At 70.7% G+C, this 15,593-nt stretch carries 14 protein-coding genes and 7 tRNA genes; 13 read left to right on the top strand and 8 right to left on the bottom strand.

The features are described 5' to 3' along the window. Positions 1-124 precede the first annotated feature (124 nt). Positions 125-1,672, top strand: a complete 1,548-nt coding sequence (locus ACIG47_RS08730) for an alkaline phosphatase D family protein (RefSeq protein ID WP_397430464.1) — start codon at positions 125-127, stop codon at positions 1,670-1,672. Positions 1,673-1,705: 33 nt separating this feature from the next. On the opposite strand, the gene ACIG47_RS08725 is transcribed toward ACIG47_RS08730, so the two are convergent. Then, on the bottom strand, positions 1,706-2,410 hold the full coding sequence (locus tag ACIG47_RS08725) for a class I SAM-dependent methyltransferase (protein WP_397430463.1): 705 nt from the start codon (positions 2,408-2,410) through the stop codon (positions 1,706-1,708). Between the two features lie 365 nt (positions 2,411-2,775). On the opposite strand from ACIG47_RS08725, the gene ACIG47_RS08720 reads away from it, so the two are divergent. Then, complete coding sequence (locus ACIG47_RS08720; RefSeq protein WP_397430666.1) at positions 2,776-4,497, top strand: DUF222 domain-containing protein; 1,722 nt, start codon at positions 2,776-2,778, stop codon at positions 4,495-4,497. 62 nt (positions 4,498-4,559) lie between these two features. On the opposite strand, the gene ACIG47_RS08715 is transcribed toward ACIG47_RS08720, so the two are convergent. The 6 genes from ACIG47_RS08715 to ACIG47_RS08690 all read right to left on the bottom strand — a co-directional run bounded on the left by ACIG47_RS08715 (position 4,560) and on the right by ACIG47_RS08690 (position 8,560). Further along, positions 4,560-4,631: transfer RNA gene (locus ACIG47_RS08715), tRNA-Val, on the bottom strand. Positions 4,632-4,713: 82 nt separating this feature from the next. Next, positions 4,714-5,562: an aminotransferase class IV gene (locus ACIG47_RS08710; RefSeq protein WP_397413576.1), complete on the bottom strand. Its 849-nt coding sequence runs from the start codon at positions 5,560-5,562 to the stop codon at positions 4,714-4,716. Positions 5,563-5,575: 13 nt separating this feature from the next. Next, the gene (locus ACIG47_RS08705) at positions 5,576-6,166 is read right to left on the bottom strand and encodes a dihydrofolate reductase family protein (protein ID WP_397430462.1); all 591 of its coding nucleotides are present in this window, start codon (positions 6,164-6,166) and stop codon (positions 5,576-5,578) included. 46 nt (positions 6,167-6,212) lie between these two features. After that, the gene (locus ACIG47_RS08700) at positions 6,213-6,599 is read right to left on the bottom strand and encodes a VOC family protein (protein WP_397430461.1); all 387 of its coding nucleotides are present in this window, start codon (positions 6,597-6,599) and stop codon (positions 6,213-6,215) included. Next, positions 6,596-7,444, bottom strand: a complete 849-nt coding sequence (locus ACIG47_RS08695; RefSeq protein ID WP_397430460.1) for a helix-turn-helix domain-containing protein — start codon at positions 7,442-7,444, stop codon at positions 6,596-6,598. The genes ACIG47_RS08700 and ACIG47_RS08695 overlap by 4 nt, the downstream gene beginning before the upstream one ends. A 51-nt stretch (positions 7,445-7,495) precedes the next feature. After that, positions 7,496-8,560 carry a chorismate-binding protein gene (locus tag ACIG47_RS08690; RefSeq protein WP_397430665.1) on the bottom strand — a complete coding sequence of 355 codons (1,065 nt, stop codon included), beginning with the start codon at positions 8,558-8,560 and terminating at the stop codon, positions 7,496-7,498. A 192-nt stretch (positions 8,561-8,752) separates the two neighbouring features. Here ACIG47_RS08690 and ACIG47_RS08685 point away from each other — a divergent pair. The 3 genes from ACIG47_RS08685 (at position 8,753) to ACIG47_RS08675 (ending at position 9,027) form a co-directional block, all read left to right on the top strand. Continuing rightward, positions 8,753-8,824 (top strand) — tRNA-Gly (locus tag ACIG47_RS08685). 45 nt (positions 8,825-8,869) lie between these two features. After that, positions 8,870-8,940, top strand: a tRNA-Cys gene (locus ACIG47_RS08680). A 12-nt stretch (positions 8,941-8,952) separates the two neighbouring features. Continuing rightward, positions 8,953-9,027: transfer RNA gene (locus ACIG47_RS08675), tRNA-Val, on the top strand. Between the two features lie 201 nt (positions 9,028-9,228). On the opposite strand, the gene ACIG47_RS08670 is transcribed toward ACIG47_RS08675, so the two are convergent. Next, a complete protein-coding gene (locus ACIG47_RS08670; RefSeq protein WP_397413570.1) occupies positions 9,229-9,627 on the bottom strand; it encodes a PPOX class F420-dependent oxidoreductase in 399 nt (132 codons plus the stop codon). A gap of 49 nt (positions 9,628-9,676) precedes the next feature. Here ACIG47_RS08670 and ACIG47_RS08665 point away from each other — a divergent pair, with 49 nt between their 5' ends. The 8 genes from ACIG47_RS08665 (at position 9,677) to ACIG47_RS08630 (ending at position 15,364) form a co-directional block, all read left to right on the top strand. Beyond that, positions 9,677-10,570 carry a S1 family peptidase gene (locus tag ACIG47_RS08665; protein ID WP_397430459.1) on the top strand — a complete coding sequence of 298 codons (894 nt, stop codon included), beginning with the start codon at positions 9,677-9,679 and terminating at the stop codon, positions 10,568-10,570. 165 nt (positions 10,571-10,735) lie between these two features. Further along, positions 10,736-10,807, top strand: a tRNA-Gly gene (locus ACIG47_RS08660). Between the two features lie 26 nt (positions 10,808-10,833). Next, positions 10,834-10,904 (top strand) — tRNA-Cys (locus ACIG47_RS08655). Between the two features lies 1 nt (position 10,905). Further along, positions 10,906-10,980 (top strand) — tRNA-Val (locus ACIG47_RS08650). A gap of 221 nt (positions 10,981-11,201) precedes the next feature. Next, positions 11,202-12,281 carry an NADAR family protein gene (locus tag ACIG47_RS08645; protein WP_397430458.1) on the top strand — a complete coding sequence of 360 codons (1,080 nt, stop codon included), beginning with the start codon at positions 11,202-11,204 and terminating at the stop codon, positions 12,279-12,281. Positions 12,282-12,351: 70 nt separating this feature from the next. Further along, entirely contained in the window at positions 12,352-13,551 is a 1,200-nt protein-coding gene (locus ACIG47_RS08640; protein WP_397430457.1) for a helix-turn-helix domain-containing protein, read from the top strand. Then, positions 13,548-14,087, top strand: coding sequence for a flavoprotein (locus ACIG47_RS08635; RefSeq protein WP_397430456.1), 540 nt, complete (start codon positions 13,548-13,550; stop codon positions 14,085-14,087). Before ACIG47_RS08640 ends, ACIG47_RS08635 begins: the two co-directional genes overlap by 4 nt. A 74-nt stretch (positions 14,088-14,161) precedes the next feature. Beyond that, entirely contained in the window at positions 14,162-15,364 is a 1,203-nt protein-coding gene (locus tag ACIG47_RS08630) for an HAD family hydrolase (protein ID WP_397430454.1), read from the top strand. Positions 15,365-15,593 lie beyond the last annotated feature (229 nt).

Genomic DNA, 15,593 nt, shown 5'->3' with positions numbered 1-15,593 from the left:
AGGAATCCTGACAAGGTCACCGATCTGCCGTCGAATTCACCCGGTGCTCTCGTTGCGCGTCCTGTTCACCGCGGTGTCGGGGCACGGTCACCCGGCCGTCTCCTAGCGCCACTAGAACGGCAGCATGAACCCGGGACCTGAGCTGAACCGTCGCACCCTCCTCGGCGCCACCGGCCTGGCGGCCGCCGGGCTCCTGCTGCCGTCCGCGCCGGCGTTCGCCCGGTCAGGACGTCCGGTGCTCACGCACGGCGTGCAGCTCGGCGACCCGCGCGCCGACGGCGCCGTCGTGTGGACGCGCGCCGACCGGCCCGCACGGATGTTCGTCGAGATCTCCCGCGACCCGGACTTCCGGCGCGTGGTCCGCGTGCGCGGACCGCTGCTGACGCCCGAGACGGACGGCACCGGCGAGGTACGCCTGACCGGCCTGCCCGGCGGGCAGGAGGTGCACTACCGCGTCGTGGCGCAGGACCTGGACGGCCGGGCCGACAGCCAGGCGCTGACCGGCCGGTTCCGCACCGTGCCCCGGGACCGCAGCGACGTGCGGTTCGTCTGGTCGGGCGACGTCGTCGGGCAGGGCTGGGGCATCAACCCGGACATCGGCGGCATGACCATCTACGACGCGATGGCCGCCCGCACCCCCGACTTCTTCCTGCACAGCGGCGACACCGTCTACGCCGACGGCCCCCTCCAGGAGACTGTGACGCTGCCCGACGGCCGCGTCTGGCGCAACGTCGTCACGCCGGAGAAGTCCAAGGTCGCCGAGACGCTGGCCGAGTACCGCGGCCAGTTCGCCTACAACCTGCTGGACGAGAACGTCCGCCGCTTCGCCGCGCAGGTGCCCCAGCTCGTGCAGTGGGACGACCACGAGGTCACGAACAACTGGTACCCGGGCGAGGTGCTCCAGGACGACCGCTACACGGAGCGGCGCGTCGACGTGCTGGCCGCGCGCGGGTTCCGCGCCTTCCACGAGTGGCAGCCGGTGCGCCGGCAGGACGCCGTCGACGGCCGCGTCTACCGCAAGGTGTCCCACGGCCCCCTGCTCGACGTCTTCGTGCTCGACATGCGCAGCTACCGCGACCCGAACTCCACGGGGACGACGCCGGAGCGCATCCTCGGCGCCCGCCAGGCCCGCTGGCTCGTCGAGGAGCTCGACCGCTCCCGCGCCACGTGGAAGGTCATCGCCTCGGACATGCCCATCGGCATCGTGGTGCCCGACGGCGACAGGATCGAGGCCGTCGCCAACGGGCTGCCGGGCGTGCCGAACGGCCGGGAGGCGGAGCTCGCGTGGGTGCTGCAGGAGATCAAGCGCCGCCGCGTGCGCAACACCGTCTGGCTCACCGCCGACGTGCACTACTCCGCCGCGATCCACTACTCGCCCCAGTGGGCCGCGTTCGAGGGGTTCGACCCGTTCTGGGAGTTCGTGTCGGGGCCGCTGCACGCCGGCGCATTCGGGCCGAACACGCTGGATCCCACGTTCGGCCCCCGGCAGGCGTTCGTCAGCGCGCCGCCGCGCGCCAACACCTCACCGCTGGAGGGCTTCCAGCACTTCGGCGAGGTGAACATCGAGGGGGACACCGGCCGGCTCCGCGTCGACCTGCGGGACCAGGCGGGGCGCTCGCTGTGGACGACGACGCTGGACCCGGCGCGGGGGAGCGGGCGGGGCGAGGGCTGACGACGGCCGGCTCGTTCCCCGGCGCGCGGTGCCTCAGCAGGCCTCGAGGACGAAGAAGATGAAGGACACGAAGGCGGTCCGCTCCCCGCTCGCGATGCGTGGCGTGAGGAGCTCGGCCGGTGTGTCCGGGGCCGGCGGCGGCTCGGCGACGGTCGCGATGCGGAACCCGGCGGCCGAGAACTCGTCAGTCATCGAGTGCAGCGGGCGGTGCCAGTACGTCAGGGTCCCGGGTTGACCCGCGAACTCGTACTCCTCGGAGAACTCCCGGACGGCGAAGTAGTCCTCCTCCGGCGCGAAGAAGGGACGCACGAGCGGGTGGTTGACCGAGAGAATGAGGCGCCCGCCGGGCTTGAGCACCCGGTGCAGCTCCGTCAGCGGCCCGTGCCAGTCCTCGAAGTAGTGCAGCACCAGGGACGAGACCACGTCGTCGAAGGTGCCGTCCGCGTAGGGCAGGGGCTGCGTGAGGTCCGCGACGGTCAGCGGCACGTCGTCGCCGAGCCGGCGGCGGGCGAGCTCGATCATCGCGGGGCTGCCGTCGAGGCCGGACATCTCGGCGCCGCGGTCGCGCAGCGCGGCCGACAGCGGCCCGGACCCGCAGCCGGCGTCGAGGACCTTGCGGCCGCGCACGTCGCCCGCCAGGCGGACCATGGCCGGCCGTTCGTACCAGGCGTTGAGCAGGCTGCCGGAGTTCTCGGCGTCGTAGCTCGCGGCGAACTCGTCGTAGTGGTCGGCCTTCATCGGAACCCTCTGCTCGATGGTCGGTGGCTGCGGCTGACGCTAGCGGGCCGCGTCGTCATGAAGGCCTTGTGACGGGTGTCTCTCCGAAGTAAGCCAGGTTCCTCCCGGTGGTGTTCACCGTGGTGGGGGCCGGTTCGGGTCTGACCTGGTCGGTGGAGTGGGCCGCGAGGGGCTGGCGGCTGTCGGGTTCCGAGGGTGCGTCGACCGGTTTCTGCTGGTGGCAGAGCGGGTCGGTTCAACGAGCAGTGCGAACATGTGTGCGATAGGTTGGTGGTATGACGCGATCGGGTGAGGTGCGGGGACTGGCGGGCGAGGGGCCTGTCGGGTCGGTGCTGCCCGGTGGTGTGCTGCCCGGTGGTGCGGGGATGTCCGGAGGGCGGGTGGCTGGTGGTGTCGGTGCTGTGGCTGATGTTCGGGCTGTGCGGGAGGCGCTGGCGGGATTGATTCTGCCGGGTGCCTCTGACACGTCCGGGTCGGGCCTGGTCTCGCGGGAGGTCCAGGGCGAGTGGGTGGATCTGCTGGGTGAGTTGGAGGCGGTGAAGGCTGCGGTGACCGCGACGCAGGCCCGCCTGGTGGTCGCCCTGGACGAGGCCACCAGGGCTGAGGAGGCCCGGCAGGGTGTTCGGGTGGAGCGTCGGGGTCGTGGTGTGTCGTGCCAGGTGGGTGCCGCGCTACGGGTGTCCCCGCACGCGGGGTCCGGGTTCGTGTCCACGTCCCGGGTGTGGGTCACGCAGATGCCCCACACGTTCGCGGCGTTGCAGACGGGGATCCTCTCGCAGTGGCGGGCCACCCTGTTGGTGCGGGAGACGTCGCACCTGTCGGTGGAGCACCGTGCTCTGATCGACGAGCAGGTCTGCGGCCCCGCACACCTGGATGCTTTGGTACGGATGGGGACGCGGCGGTTGGTGGCCCGGATCAAGGAGCTCGCCGCGAGCCTGGATGTGCACGCGTGCGTGAACCGCAACGCTCGTGCGGTATCGCAGCGGCGGGTCTCGATCCGCCCGGCCCCGGACCTGATGGTCTACCTGACCGCTCTGGTGCCGATGGGGCAGGGTGTGCAGGCCTACGCCCACCTCAAGCACCACGCCGAGGCCACGAAGACGGGTGGGGACGAGAGGGGGACCGGTCAGATCATGGCCGACACTCTGATCGAGCGGGTCACCGGGCGTGAACCCGGTCAGGCCGCGGACGTGCCGGTGACGATCAACCTCCTCGTCTCCGACGACACGCTCCTGGCCGGTGGCACCCAGCCTGGTGTGATCACCGAGGGTGTCCCGGTGGGTGCGGGTGTGGTCCCGGCGCCGGTGGCCCGCAACCTCGCAGCCCACGCGATCGACACGAACGCGGCGTGGTTGCGCAGCATCTACGTCGACCCGTCCGGTCGTCTGCTGGCTGCGACGTCCACCTCCCGGTTCCACCCCCGAGGCCTGGCGGGCTTGCTACGCGCCCGGGGGCAGGGCATCTGCGCCACGGCGTGGTGTGACGCACCGATCCGCCACCTGGACCACATCACCCCCCACATTGAGGGTGGTGAGACGAGCCTGGACAACGGGCAAGGCCTGTGCGCCCGGTGCAACCACGCCAAGCAGGCACCCGGCTGGATACAGAAACCCACCCAGCACGACGGACGCCACGCGGTAGAGACCAGGACCCCGACCGGGCACACGCACGTCTCGGTGGCACCCATGCCACCGACACCGGTCCGGGCCAGCGGCAGGAGGACGAACGGCGGATCGCAAGGTGACGCGCCCGAGCTCGGTACCACGCGCCGACCCGGTGGTGCGGCCCAACCTGATGTCGCGCCCCGGCCGGGCGGCACGCCGATGCCTCGCGGCGCGGCATCGGCCACCGACGCGTCCCAGGCCGCAGGTGGCACCACGATCCCGGGCTGGACCCCAGCCGTGGGCATGCCTGGCCCCGCACCCGGCCGCACCCCACGCAGCCGCTACACGATCGGCTGCCACACCCCCCGCGACCGGGGAGCGATTGCTTACCGACCAAGCCCACCACGCCCGACACACGGGCCACCTGGTCGAGCCCGCGCACGAACACGGAGACCCGACCTCACCTGGACCCACCCCACCTGAGAGGCATGCAAAAAGCCCTCCGGCTCAGCGTTTCCGCTGAGCCGGAGGGCCCTTCGACACGGTGGGCGATACTGGGTTCGAACCAGTGACCTCTTCGGTGTGAACGAAGCGCGCTACCACTGCGCCAATCGCCCGTGCTGCTCACCCCTTGGGGCGTGCGTGGACGATATTAGCCTGCTTCGAGCGCGGATGCGAAATCCAAATCGCCAGGTCGCCTCAGGGGTCGATCCGCTCCCGCATGTTCCGCTCGAACAGGTCGCGCGCAGCCGCCGACAGCTCGCCGATCTCCAGGTCCACGCCGTCCAGCCACACCGTCGGCTGCACGTTGCGCACCGATCCGGTCAGCAGCATCCGGGCCTCCCCGGCGGCCACCCGGTCCAGCACGGAGAACGGCAGCTCGCCGTCCTTCGCCTCGCGGACCGGCAGGCCCGCCTCGGCGCCCCACTCCAGCAGCAGCTCGCGCGTGATGCCCGCGAGGCAGCCCACCGACAGCGGGGGAGTGACCAGCTCGCCGTCGATCTCGACGAACACGTTGGACCCCGTGCCCTCGCACAGGTCGCCCTGGGTGTTGGCGAGCACCGACTCGTCGGCGCCCTTCTTGATCGCGTCCGCGAGCGCCACGACGTTCTCGGCGTACGACGTCGTCTTCAGGCCGGCGACCGCGCTGTTCTCGTTGCGGGTCCAGGGGGCCCGCGCGGCGCGGCCCGTCGGCACGACGACGGCGGGCGTCGCCGCCACGACGACCGTCTGCGGCCCGTCCGTGCGCCCCGAGCCGAGCGGCCCGATGCCGTCGGTCACGGTGATGCGCAGGCGGCCGGCGTCGGGGGATGCCGACAGGACCGCGTCGACGCCGTCGCGCACCTTGCCCAGGTCGAGCGTCGCCATGCCCATGCCTGCCGCCGAACGTTCCAGGCGCGCGAGGTGCCTGGTCAGGGCGAACGCCTGCCCGTCGAGCACCGCGCAGGTCTCGAACACGCCGTCGCCGACTGTGATGCCGTGGTCGACCGCGCTGAGCGCGGCCTCACCGGGCGCGACCATGCGCCCCTCTGCCCAGATGACCGTCATGGCGCCCAGTGTGTCACCGGCGCAGGGTGACGTGCGTGACCTCGGGCGTGTGCCGCACGTTGGTGGACGAGAACTCGATGGGCGGCACGCCGTCGAACACGCGGGTGCCGGAACCGAGCGTGAACGGCACCACGTGCAGGCGCAGCTCGTCCACGTGCCCGGCGGCGAGGTACTCGTTCAGGGTGGTGGCACCGCCCGTGATGGAGATGTCGCGGTCGCCCGCAGCCTCCCGTGCCTGGGCGAGCGCGCTCTCGATGCCGTCGGTGACGAAGTGGAAGGTGGTGCCGCCCTCCATCGGGATCGGCTCGCGCGCGTGGTGGGTCAGGACGAAGACGGGCCCGTGGTACGGCGGGTTCTCGCCCCACCAGCCCGTCCAGTCCGGGTCCCAGTCGCCGCGGCCCGGGGTGAACATGTTGCGCCCCATGATGTACGCGCCGGCGCCCACGATGGCGTCCACCTCGGCCTGGTGCGCGTCGCCGTGCTCGAACATCCAGGTGTGCAGGCGTTCGCCTGCCAGCGGGCCGAACGGGTGCTCCAGGCTCTGGTCGTGCCCGGCGGAGTAGCCGTCGAGCGAGACTGCCATGTCTGCTTTCACGATTCCCATGCCCGGTCTGACGGCGGCGGCTGCCGGAACTCATCGGTGAGCGGGATCAGCCCTCGCCGCGGTAGCTCCCGAAGCTCCACAGGTTGCCCTCGGGGTCGCGGACCACGCAGGACCGCCCGCCGTAGTCCTGGTCGGCAGGTTCGCTCAGGCTGGTCCCGCCGGCGGCGAGGGCGGCCGCGTGGGCGCCGTCGACGTCGTCCGTGACGGCGTAGGCCGAGCCCGTCCCGGTCTGGTCCGGCCACCGGGGGCGTGGCCGGTGCGTGCCGAGCATGACGCCGCCGCCCTGCGGCCAGCCCAGCTCGGCGTGGTGGACCACGGTGGGGTCGGCGTCGTCCCGGTAGACGGCGGTCTCGGTGAAGCCGACGGCCTTGAGCCAGGTCAGGGCCGCGTCGGCGTCGCGGTAGGTCAGGGTCACCCACAGTCCGGTGCTCATCGTTCTCCTCCTCGGTCAGGTGTCTCCCACGATGCCCCGGACGGGTCGGCGACGTCTTGAACGAACGGGAGCTCCTCGCGCAGCCACGTGGACGGCGTGCAGCCGCCCAGGGCCACCCACTCGCGGGTCATGTGGGCGTGGTCGGCGTACCCGGCGGCCGCGGCGACGTCGGCCAGCGTGACGCGGCCCGAGCGGGCCGCGACCACGAGCGCGCGGCGGGAGCGCGCAAGGCGGGCGACGCGGCGCAGGTCCCGGGGCGTGAGCCCGCACTCGGCGCGGACGAGGTCCTGCAGGTGCCGGCGGCTCCAGCCCTGCTCGGCCGCGACCCGGTGGACCTGGCTGCCGCCGGCGATGCGGGCCAGCGCCCGTCCGACGTCGGCCCGTGGGCCGGGTTCGCCGGCCCGGGCCAGCCGCTCGACCAGAGCTCGGACGACCGTCGCGCCGTCCGGGGAGTCGGCGAGCATCTCGGGCAGGTGCGCGAGGTGCGGCGCGACCTCGGCCAGGCTCGTCAGCTCGCCGGCGAGCTCGCCCGCGGGTACACCGAGCAGCGCGCGGGCGCCGCGCAGCGTGAGCGAGAGGCTGATACCGCGCTGGTGCCCGTCGTGGTGGATCGCGGCGGGCCGGGTGTGCAGGCCGGACACGCACGACCAGGCCCGACGCCGGGTGTCGTCGCGCCCCGTCCACGAGACGTCGATCGGTTCACCGAGCGGCAGCTCGAACGTCAGCCCGGTGCCGGGCATGCCCCGGTGCACGCCCGGCGCCCCCATGTCGAGGTCGTACGGCACGACGGCGCTGACGTAGGGGGCGAGGACCTCCGGAACCCCGGAGCCCGGGACAGGTGCCACGCCTCCACGGTAGCCCCGGCCTGTGGCACACGAGGCGGGTGGATCCCCGGCTCACCCGCCCGACGCCAGCCCGACCAGCCGTTCCGCCTTGAGCTCGGTCTCGTGCCACTCGGCTGTGGGGTCGGAGCCCCACGTGATCCCGGCGCCCGTGCCGAACCGCAGCACGCCGTCGGCCCACCAGAAGGTGCGGATGCCGACCGCGAGGGACGCCTCGCCGTCGTGCACCCAGCCCACCGCACCGCAGTACGGGCCGCGCGGGACGGGCTCCAGCTCCTCGATGATCCGCAGCGCGCTCGACTTGGGCGCGCCCGAGACCGAACCCGGCGGGAACGTCCCGGCCAGCAGCCGGCGCCACAGGTCGCCGGAGCGGGCGACGTCGTCACGCAGGGTGCCGCGCACGCGGGAGACCAGGTGCACCAGGCCGGGGTGCTCCTCGACGGCGAGCAGCGCGGTGACCTCGACCGTGCCCGGCCGGCACACGGTCTGCAGGTCGTTGCGCACCAGGTCGGTGATCATGACGTTCTCGGCACGGTCCTTCTCGGTGAGGCCGTCCGGGGTGCGGGCCGTGCCCTTGATGGGTCCCGACTCCACGACGGTCGCGCCGTCGTCGTGGAGCACGGAGAGGTAGAGCTCGGGGGAGGCGCTGACCACCCACACGGGGTCCAGCCCGGTCGCGGCGGGCACGTGGACGGCCGCGGCGTGCGGGGCGGGGTTCCCGGCGGCCAGGCGCGCGGCGAGCGCGCAGGCATCGGGCTCGGTGGCGCCGGCGGGCAGCGGCGCCGACAGGACCCGGCAGATGTTGGCCTGGTAGACGTCGCCCTCGCGCACGTGCTCGCGCACCCGGGCGACGGCGGCCTCGTAGCGGGCCTGGTCCATCGACGAGGTCCAGGCGTCGGGCGCGGGGCCGCACCACGTGTCGTCCGGGGCGTCCGGCGGCGGGACGACGGCGTCCCGCACCCGCGCGAAACGCCACGCGCGCGCCGGGCCCTCGAAGTCCGCGACCACGAACCAGGTGCCCGTGGCGAGCCGGTCCGGTTCGGCCCGCACGTCGACGCACTCGACGGCGCCGGTCGCCACGCGACCGTCGAAGGTGGCCCAGCCGGTGTCCCCGGTCACGTCGTCCCGGGTCGCGGTGGCGTCGGGACGGTGGGTGACCGGTGGAATGGTGCGCTTTGCGGGCGGATGGGCCGAACGGGGGAACACGGGTCAACCGTACGGCGGCGCGCGCGATTGGACGGTTCGCCCTCCGGTCGATTAATGTTCAGATCACGCCGGAACGCCGGGGGAAACCCCAGGACGTCCGGCTTCGCGGATGTAGCTCAGTGGTAGAGCATCACCTTGCCAAGGTGAGGGTCGCGGGTTCAAGTCCCGTCATCCGCTCGGAACACCGCTCTCGTGGGCTTTCGGCCCTCAGAACCCGAGCACGGTGGGTTGGCCGAGAGGCGAGGCAGCGGCCTGCAAAGCCGTACACACGGGTTCGAATCCCGTACCCACCTCGCAGGCACGACGGGCGATTGGCGCAGCGGTAGCGCGCTTCCCTGACACGGAAGAGGTCACTGGTTCGATCCCAGTATCGCCCACCATCCAAGAAGGCCCCGACCGGGCGGTCGGGGCCTTTCTCGTTGCCCGGCCTCGGCCGTGGCACTCCCGGTGCGGTGCGTGCTGCTGTCGCCGTCGTCCGGGGAGCGGGTTAAATTTGGCGGGAGAGTGAAGCGCAATATCTTGGTGAATCGGCGCCGTGGGCCACGAGAAATGGCTCGGCAGCCTTTCTCGTCGGCGTGTGACTACTGCGTCGTGTAGTGCTCGATGCTCATCACCAGGATGACGCGGTCGGCGCTGTCCGCCGGTGCCTGCTGGTCGGGGTTGCCGTACCGCTTGCCGAGATGCACGTAGAACTCGCCGGTGGGGTCGGGGATCACCTCGGTGAGCCTGCCCCGGACCTCGAGATAGTTGAACGGGTTCTCCTTGTTGAGGATCGCCAGGCTCATCGACGAGTTGTGCTGCAGATTGCGGTACTTGGCGCGGTACGTGGTGTGCGTGAAGCGCAGCGTCTCGCCGTCGAAGTCGAACCACATCGGGTTGACCTGGACCGTGTCGTCCGGCCGGATGGTGCCGAGGAACGCGTAGTTCGGTGCCTCGAGCAGCGGGATCAGGTGGGCGGGGATGATGTCGGTCGCACTCATGCCCCCGAACATAACCCCTTGTGGTCGGCGCGAACCTCAAGAGGTCACCATGAAGTCAGCTTCTTCCAGCCCGGTGCGTCCCGTTCCTGCGGGGCGACGTCGTCCGATCGTCCTGGCCGCCCTGCTCGGGCTCGTCGTCACACCCCTCCTGGCCCTGCCCGGTCACGCGAGGCCCTCCGACGATCCCACGGAGGACGAGCTCGCCGAGCTGCACGCCGCCATCGAGGAGTCCGACGTCGAGGGCATCGCCTGGTACACGGACGAGGCCGCCGGCGAGGTGGTCGTGACCGCCGACGAGACGGTCACCGGCGGCGAGCGCAACGACGTGCGCCGGGCGGCGGGGGACAAGATCGGCGCGCTGAACCTCGAGCGGGCGGACGGCGTCTTCACGCCGCTGCGCGCGATCTACCCCGGTGACGCCGTGCACGGCAACCAGGTCCGTTGCAGCCTGGGCTTCAACGTGCGCAGCGGCGCGCGGTACTACTTCGTGACCGCGGGCCACTGCGGCCCCAAGGGGAAGGTCTGGCACGACAGATCCTCCACGGGGCCGCGGATCGGCGCCGCCGTACGGTCCTGGTACCCGAACAACGACTACGCGCTCATCCGGTACGACCGGGCGTGGACGAAGCGGCCGGGCGGCTTCAGTCTGGGTACGCCGAAGCTGGGCCTCGGGGTCACGCGGGACGGTTCCACGAGCGGGGCGCACTCCGGGCGCATCACCGCGCTCGACGTGACCGTGCGCTACGTGGGCGGGCAGACGGTGCACGACCTGATCCAGACCGACATCTGCGGCGAGCACGGCGACTCCGGCGGCCCGCTCTACAAGGGCAACAAGGCGTTCGGCATCACCTCCGGGGGAACCGGCGAGTGCCCGGGGCGGGGCATCACCTTCTTCCAGCCCATCGCCGAGGTGCTCAGCACCTACAAGCTCCACCTGTACTGACACGGCCTGCTCCTGACCTGCACGGGCGGTGTCGCGGCCACGGCCGGCGGCACCGTCCGGCACCCTGCCGCGGTCAGGGCTTTCGATTGGACCGGCACGCCGTTTGTGAACTACTCTTCCGGAGCGTCACCACGCTGGCCCGAAGGGGTCGAGGATGGTGGCACTGCGGATGTAGCTCAGTGGTAGAGCATCACCTTGCCAAGGTGAGGGTCGCGGGTTCAAGTCCCGTCATCCGCTCGGAACCCGCTTTGGTGGGGGAGCACGGTGGGTTGGCCGAGAGGCGAGGCAGCGGCCTGCAAAGCCGTACACACGGGTTCGAATCCCGTACCCACCTCGGGCGATTGGCGCAGCGGTAGCGCGCTTCCCTGACACGGAAGAGGTCACTGGTTCGATCCCAGTATCGCCCACCAGCAAGGCAAGGCCCTCTGGCCAGCGGAGACGCAGGCCAGGGGGTCTTTTGCATGTCTGGTACTGACGGGCGAACATGCGTCCTGTCGGATCCCTGATCCTTGCGCCGAGATTCGTCCCCTGTACTCGTCTGGCTCCGCGCTTCATCTGACACGGCCTAGTGTTCGGTCTCATGGGTGGTAGGAGGACGTCTCGCCAGGTCGAGGGGCACGAGATCGCGGGCATGACGCGGCTTGCGTTCATCAAGAACGGCCGGACGTACTTCCTGACCGAGCTGGTGATCTACGCGGACGGGATGGTCGACTGCGGGGACTTGGTGGACCTCGACGAGTTCGAGCGAAAAGTACGCTCGGGTCGGGTCGCCACGACGTTTGAGGACGGCGCACAGGCATCTGCCCACCATCTCGCGGGCTGGACGATGTCGTCGTCGCAGCCATGGGTGAGCGCCGGCGACCTGATCGGCGAGGTGCGGGACACGGTCGACGGCCTCGCAGGCCGCCCGGACTCGACGGACCGGTGCCTCGCCGCTCTCGGGTCGTATCTCGACGACCAGACGGAGGTGAACCGCCAGGCGCTGCTCGATGCGTATCTGGCCGTTCCCGCCCACCTGCGGACCTACATGCTCGGCGACATGGATTACCGCGACTGGCCAGTTCAAGCCGTTGCCGCTGGGATCGGCGGCGACGGGCCCGGCGGTACGAAGGTCTCCGAGGGAATGCACGCACGCGCACTCGTGTACTTTGCGGACCGGCGTGCGTCGGAACCAGGCTGGCCTTGGAGGAAGCACCGCGCCAGCGATCGTGAGGTCCGTCCAGCGGTCCTGGTGCCACAAGCCGTGTACCCGCAGGGTGTGGAGACGGCTCCACCGATCCACGGGCTGCGCAACTCCTACCCGTGCAGGCTCGACGTGTTCGATGCCGATTTCCCGGACGTGGAAACCGCTTGGCACGCGCTGTCCGTCCTGGACGACGACCTGCGTGCGAGGATCGCTGCTGCGCCGCGCCCGTACGACGCGATGAAACTGGCTCGGGATGCGCCGAAGCGGCCAGGATGGGACGCGTTGCGAGAGTCGGTCATGCTGACGCTGCTCCGGGCGAAGTACAGCCAGAACCCACTGCTCGCCGAGGTGCTCTTGGGAACAGGTGACCGGGAGATCCACTACGACGAGTTCACCGGCAGTCACTGGGGTACCAGGGGTCGAAACTGGATGGGGCGTCTCCTTGAGGTTGTCCGGTCCGACCTTCACGTCAACAGGGCTGGGTTGATCTCTGACGGGCCGGCTCCGAGCTCGTCGTGGCGGTAGTCACCTACTGGACGACTCGTGATCTTCCCCTCAATGGTCGTTCGTGGACGCCGCCAGATAGCGTGTAGGCGTGGCACAGCGCGAGGTGGAACCGATCGGTGCGCGGGTCAGGTACTGGCGCCAGCGCCGCATGCTCTCGCGCCCGCAGCTGGCCTCCCTGGTCGATCGGTCGGTGAGCTGGTTGGAGAAGGTCGAGGCCGGCGAGCGGCCCCTGCACAACCTCGAGGTCATCGAGCGTCTTGCCACGGCGTTGAGCGTCGAGACGGCTCTCCTGGTCGATGGTGGCGCGACCCGTGCGGCGCAAGTACGGGTCGATGCGGCCGAGATCACGGGCATTCGCGATGCGCTTGCCTGGTATCCGGTGACCGACCCGGATCACGGTCGAAGCCTCGATGAGGTCGTGCCGGTGCTGGACCGTCTCGGGGCCGCGTGGCTGGAGTCAGAGTTCGTGACGGTGGGGCGGTACCTGCCGGGCCTGCTCGTGGCGGTCCAGCAGCTACACGCTGACGGTGCTGATTCGGTGGTTGTCGCTCGTGTTCAGGTGAAGGCGTTTCGGTTGGCGTGTTCGATGCTGCTCAAGTACCGCCACCATGAGCTGGCGTGGCTGGCGGCGGACCGTGCGATGGCTGTCGGGGACCGGTCGGGTGACGACATGGCTCTGGCGCGTGCGACCCGGTCGGTGGCGCGGGCGCTGTCGCACAACGGGCAGAGCCTGCGCTCGATCAGAACGGCTGTCGCGATGGCTGATCGTCTCGTCCCGCTGACCTCGGTCGAGGAAGAGGCGCTGCCGCTGCGCGGCATGCTCTTGCTCGCGGCGCAGATCACCGCGGCGAATCTCGGCGATGCCGATACGGCCCGTGAGCTGCACCTGGCCGCTGCGGCCCTGGCGCGTGGGGTGAGCGAGACGCGGCGGCACGAGACTCAGTTCGGGCCGACGAACGTGGCCTTCCACCGGGTGGCGGCCTTGGTCCGGCTACGGGAGCCGGCCGACGCTCTGGCCGTCGGGCGCACGGTGTCGCCGCAGGCGGTGACAACCATGCCGGCCGAGCGGCGTGCGACGTACTTCCTCGACCTCGCTGAAGCCCTGCTGGCCATCGGCCGTCCATCGGCCGCACTGGGCCGTCTGTTGGATGCGGACGCCAGTGCGCCCCAAGAGGTGAGGGGTCGTCCTCAGTCCGCGGATCTGGTGCGCCGGTTGCTCTCGACGCGTGAGTGCGGACGTGACGAACGGCTACGCAACCTGGCCGACGAGGCAGGGATCGCGGCATGACCGGGCGGCTCTACACGGTCGTGACCGCAGCCGGCCCCACGTCGCGCGTCGCAAGAGCCTTGCTGCCCGTCGCTATAGATCGAGGTTGGGACGTCCACTGCGTGGCGACCAGACAAGCCGTCGAGGTGTACCCCGAAGCGATAGCGGCGATCGAGGAAGTGCTCGGCCGTCCGGTGCGGACCGACTTCCACACCACGGTCGGGTACTCGTTGCCTGACCCTGACGCCGTCATCGTCGCTCCGGCGACGTACAACACGATCAACAAGTGGGCCGCAGGCATCGCGGACACGTACGTGCTCACGCGCCTGGCCGAGCAGACCGGCCGCGGCATCCCCATCGCGGTCGCGCCCTACGTCAATACCAACTTCGCTGCCAACCCCGTCTACCAGCGCAGCCTCGATGCTCTCCAGGAGGCTGGAATCGACGTGGTCAACGGGCCGCTCGAACCTCATGCTCCGGGAGGCGGAGACGCCCCGTTGGACGCTTTTCCCTGGGAGGCGCTGCTCGATTCCGTCGCGGCGAGGCGGGAGCCGTGACCAGACTTCCTGTGACACCACACATGGTGTGTGGTGCCGTTGGCGCCGACTGGTGACCCGACGAGTCTGTGTCCATGCCGCCACTCGTCAAGCAGGACATCGAAGCCCGAGCCGCAAGCCGTGACGTGCTGCGACGGTCTGACACGTCCGACCGATCAGCGCAGGTAGCGGCCACACACGCACGTACTCTGGTCGCGCTCGACATCGACGGCACGCTGGTGGACAGCGGCGGCCGGATCCCGTCCGGGACTGTCGAGGCTCTGGACCTGGTCCGTGCTGCCGGGCACAAGATCGTGCTGGCCTCGGGCAGATCCCTGGCGGGGCTGCTGCCGATCGCGACGCGGCTGGGCCTCACGACCGGGTGGGCGGTCTGCTCCAACGGCGCCCTGACCGTTCGCCTGGACCCGGCTGCACCTTCGGGACACGATGTCGTCGAGGCCCGCAGCTTCGATCCCGCCCCGGTGATTCGCCGCGCCCTGGACGTGGGTCCAGGCATGCGGGTCGCGGTCGAGGACGTCGGACGGGGGTGGCTTACCAGCGGCGGGTTCGAGCCGGGTGAGCTGAACGGGCAGCAGAAGGCCGTGCCGGTGGACAGCCTGATGGCCCAGCCATCGACCCGTATCGCGCTTACTGCGCCCGGGATCCGCCGATACACGGACACGCTTCGCGCTGCCGGTGCCACGGTCACGCCGCAGGGGGCGAACTGGCTCGACGTGACCGCACCGGGTGTGAACAAGGCCTCCGCTCTCGAAGCAGTCCGTGTCCACCTGGACGTTCCTGTTGATCGCACAGTGGCAGTCGGGGACGGCGTAAACGACCTCGACATGCTGGCGTGGGCCGGACGATCAGTGGCAATGGGGCAGGCGCCCGCGGTCGTGCGCAGCGCCGCGGATCAGACCACCGGCACCATCGAACAGGCAGGGGTCATACCCGTTCTAGCCTCAATGGTCCCGGTTGTGAGCCGTGGGCTGTCGCCGCTGGCCGCGCAGCTTGCGACCGCCGAGCGGACCGCGCCCGGTCCGGTGGTCCTGCGGGTCTGGCACGGAACCGGCCCGTACCTCGCCCGATGTGAAGCCGGGACGATCCAGGACGGTCGGTGGGTCGGGCACGGGCCGATTGCCTCCGGAGTTGGGACCACGATGCGCGCGATCGAAACAGCCGCGCTGGAGGCCGAACTGCCCTATCCCCGTGGGATCGAGGGCCGCCGCCGCGCGCAATGGCGCAGCGTCGCTGGCGAGGGCCCTGCCGGTTTCGAACTGCCCCTGAGCGGCCTGTAGCCACTCGCTCACGATCTTGCGGCTGGGCCGCCCCAGACCCCGCACCACACGCCCAGCCGCAAGCCCGCTCTGGCGGGTAGAGACCAACGGGCCACCATTCCTCCCGAGGGATGGTGGCCCCTTGGCCTGGTTAGGGGACCTCGCAGCCGCGTCTCCGATACCTGGTAGCACGGATGCAGCCGACGAGCACGCGACGACGACACGCGCGCGACGACAACGCACGCGTGAC

Origin of the sequence: Promicromonospora sp. NPDC052451 (genome assembly GCF_044547525.1) — a bacterium.
Taxonomy (GTDB): Bacteria; Actinomycetota; Actinomycetes; order Actinomycetales; family Cellulomonadaceae; genus Promicromonospora.
The sequence above is the reverse complement of the archived record's forward strand: the minus strand, read 5'-3'. Positions and strand labels throughout refer to the sequence as shown.

Bases quoted from the DNA above. Each gene is read 5' to 3' on its own strand.
- ACIG47_RS08730 (WP_397430464.1), top strand. From the start codon at position 125: ATGAACCCGGGACCTGAGCTGAACCGTCGCACCCTCCTCGGCGCCACC.
- ACIG47_RS08725 (WP_397430463.1), bottom strand. From the start codon at position 2,410: ATGAAGGCCGACCACTACGACGAGTTCGCCGCGAGCTACGACGCCGAG.
- ACIG47_RS08720 (WP_397430666.1), top strand. From the start codon at position 2,776: ATGTCCGGAGGGCGGGTGGCTGGTGGTGTCGGTGCTGTGGCTGATGTT.
- ACIG47_RS08710 (WP_397413576.1), bottom strand. From the start codon at position 5,562: ATGACGGTCATCTGGGCAGAGGGGCGCATGGTCGCGCCCGGTGAGGCC.
- ACIG47_RS08705 (WP_397430462.1), bottom strand. From the start codon at position 6,166: ATGGGAATCGTGAAAGCAGACATGGCAGTCTCGCTCGACGGCTACTCC.
- ACIG47_RS08700 (WP_397430461.1), bottom strand. From the start codon at position 6,599: ATGAGCACCGGACTGTGGGTGACCCTGACCTACCGCGACGCCGACGCG.
- ACIG47_RS08670 (WP_397413570.1), bottom strand. From the start codon at position 9,627: ATGAGTGCGACCGACATCATCCCCGCCCACCTGATCCCGCTGCTCGAG.
- ACIG47_RS08665 (WP_397430459.1), top strand. From the start codon at position 9,677: ATGAAGTCAGCTTCTTCCAGCCCGGTGCGTCCCGTTCCTGCGGGGCGA.
- ACIG47_RS08645 (WP_397430458.1), top strand. From the start codon at position 11,202: ATGACGCGGCTTGCGTTCATCAAGAACGGCCGGACGTACTTCCTGACC.
- ACIG47_RS08635 (WP_397430456.1), top strand. From the start codon at position 13,548: ATGACCGGGCGGCTCTACACGGTCGTGACCGCAGCCGGCCCCACGTCG.
- ACIG47_RS08630 (WP_397430454.1), top strand. From the start codon at position 14,162: ATGCCGCCACTCGTCAAGCAGGACATCGAAGCCCGAGCCGCAAGCCGT.